Here is a 2,476-nt window from a genome sequence, read left to right as displayed (position 1 = left end):
CTCGTCAACGGGCTCGCTCGAACGGTTCGGCGGTCAGGGGGCCGCCGCCGGAGGGGTGGGGCCGTCGTCGGCGCTCCGCCCGTCAGGGGTGCAGCTCGGTGGCCGCCGCGCGCAGGACCGCGTCCGCCACGCGCGCGATCTGCGGCGAGTCGAGCCGCCACTGCTGCCAGTGCAGCGGCACGTCCACCGGCCGCTCCGGCGCGAGGCGCGTGAGCCCGGTGGTGAGCGCGATCTGCGCCTCGGTCAGCAGCGCCCACGCCGCGCCGGACGTGACCGCGTCCACGAAGATCGGCCCGTCCGGCAGGTGGTGCCGCCGGACCGACGCCGGGCGCCCGGTGAGGTCGCGGCAGAACGCGTCCTGCAGGTCGTCCTTGTCGTCGAACACCGCGACCGGCGCGTCGGCCAGCCGCCCCGCGCCGCCGGGCAGCCAGCGCGCGGCGAACTCCGGCGTGGCCACCGCGTGGTACCGCATCCGCCCGAGCGGCCGGACCGCGCAGCCCTGCACGGGCGTCGGCGAGGAGGTCACGGCGGCCACCACCTGCCCCCGGCGCAGCAGCTCGGCGGTGTGGTCCTGGTCCTCGCGGTGCAGCGCCAGCCGCACGTCCCCGGCCAGCTCCCGCACCACGAGCCGGAACCAGGTGGACAGCGAGTCCGCGTTGACCGCGACCGGGACGGCCGACTCGGTGGTGGCCAGCTCCAGCTCGGCCCCGGTGTCCTCGGCGAGCCGCGCGAGCTGGCGGCCGTACCGGGCGATGGCGGCCCCCGACTCGGTCGCCACGACCGGTCGCGAGCGCACCAGCAGCACCCGCCCGGCGCGCTGCTCCAGCTGCCGGATGCGCTGGCTGACGGCGGACGGGGTGATGTGCAGGGCCTTCGCGGCGGCGTCGAAGGTGCCCTCGTCCAGCACGGTCAGCAGGGTGCGCACGCAGTCCTGGGGGAGTTCCACCACGGGGGGCGAGGCTACCTGGGGCGGGTTGTGGTCACCGGGATGGCGGCGCCGGGTGCGCGGGCACTCCCTGGCGGGAACCAGATCCCCGACCTCGGCGCTGGAGATCGGGCCCGCGCGGATCGCGCGCCCACCCGGCCCGAGGTGGCGCCGAGTCCAGATAGAGGTGCTAATGGTGCGTAAAAATCTTTAGCTGGGCTTACTGCGCACTGGTCCTTACGGTTGAGCGCCGTGGAGCTGATGTACGCCATGGCCGCGGGCCTGGGCACCGGGTTGTCGTTGATCGTCGTGATCGGGTCGCAGAACGCGCTCGTGCTGCGCCAGGGCGTCCTGCGCGACCGCGTCCCGCTGGTCGTCGCGATCTGCGCGGTCTCCGACGTGCTGCTCATCGCGCTCGGCGTCGGCGGCCTCGGCGGGCTGTTCACCTCGTGGCCGCCGCTGCTGGAGGTCGTGCGCTGGTTCGGCGCGGCGTTCCTGCTCGCCTACGGGGCGCTCGCGCTGCGCCGCGCGCTGCGGCCGGGCGGCGGGCTGACGGCGGCCCCGGTGGCGGCCTCGGCGCTGGTCGCCACGTGCCTGGCCCTGACCTGGCTCAACCCGCACGTGTACCTGGACACCGTGCTGCTGCTCGGCACCGCCTCGACCGCGTGGGGCGATTTGCGGTGGTGGTTCGGGGTCGGGGCGATGGTCGCGAGCGTGCTGTGGTTCTGCGTGCTGGGGTTCGGCGCGGGGCGGCTGGCCGGGGTGTTCGCGCGTCCGTCGGCGTGGCGGGTGCTGGACGGGGTGGTGGCGGTCGTGGTGACGGCGGCCGGGATTTCCCTGATCTGGTGACCTCCCCTGATCCGGTGACGACCGCACGGCCCGTTTTTGTCGGGGGTCCCTGATAGACGTTCGGTGTCGGGACGAGCACGTCCCGCTACCGGGCGGAGAGTCGAGATGCGCGAGCTGGTGGTCACCACCTTCCAGTCGCTGGACGGCGTCGTGCAGGGCCCCGGCGGACCGGACGAGGACCGGTCGGGCGGGTTCGAGCGCGGCGGGTGGCTGGTGCCGTTCTACGAGGACGGGCTGGGCGAGCTGATGGCCGGGATCGTGCGGCGGGCGGGGGCTCTGCTGCTCGGGCGGCGGACGTACGACATCTTCGCCACGAGCTGGCCCCTGACGCCGGAGGACGACCCGATCGGCGAGCGGTTCAACGCCATCCCCAAGCACGTGGTGTCGAGCACGCCGCTGACGCCGGAGTGGCGGGGCGCGAGCCTGCTCGGCGGGGAGCTGGCGACGGCGGTCGCGGCGCTGAAGGCCGACGGCGGTGGGGAGGGCGGGGAGCTTCAGGTGCACGGGAGCGGGACGCTCGTGCGGGCGCTGCTGGAGCACGGGCTGGTGGACGAGCTGAACGTGATCACGTTCCCGGTGGTGGTGGGGGCGGGCAGGCGGCTGTTCGGGGAGGCGCCGGTGACCTTCGAGCTGCGCTCGCTGGACCGGACGGCGGGCGGGGCGGTGGTGGCGAACTACGCGAACGGGGCGACCGGGTTGGCG

The 2,476-nt window shown here is 74.8% G+C and carries 3 protein-coding genes; 2 read left to right on the top strand and 1 reads right to left on the bottom strand.

The features are described 5' to 3' along the window. Positions 1-82 precede the first annotated feature (82 nt). On the bottom strand, positions 83-949 hold the full coding sequence (locus ACTUAL_RS28745) for a LysR family transcriptional regulator ArgP (protein ID WP_096495992.1): 867 nt from the start codon (positions 947-949) through the stop codon (positions 83-85). Between the two features lie 237 nt (positions 950-1,186). Between ACTUAL_RS28745 and ACTUAL_RS28740 the strand changes: the two genes are divergently transcribed. Beyond that, positions 1,187-1,774, top strand: a complete 588-nt coding sequence (locus tag ACTUAL_RS28740; protein WP_096497991.1) for a LysE/ArgO family amino acid transporter — start codon at positions 1,187-1,189, stop codon at positions 1,772-1,774. A gap of 105 nt (positions 1,775-1,879) precedes the next feature. Next, positions 1,880-2,476, top strand: a 597-nt coding sequence (locus ACTUAL_RS28735; RefSeq protein WP_440902428.1) for a dihydrofolate reductase family protein, incomplete at its 3' end; no start/stop codon positions are given.

The sequence above is a fragment of the Actinosynnema sp. genome, from assembly GCF_052038725.1.
The sequence above is the reverse complement of the archived record's forward strand: the minus strand, read 5'-3'. Positions and strand labels throughout refer to the sequence as shown.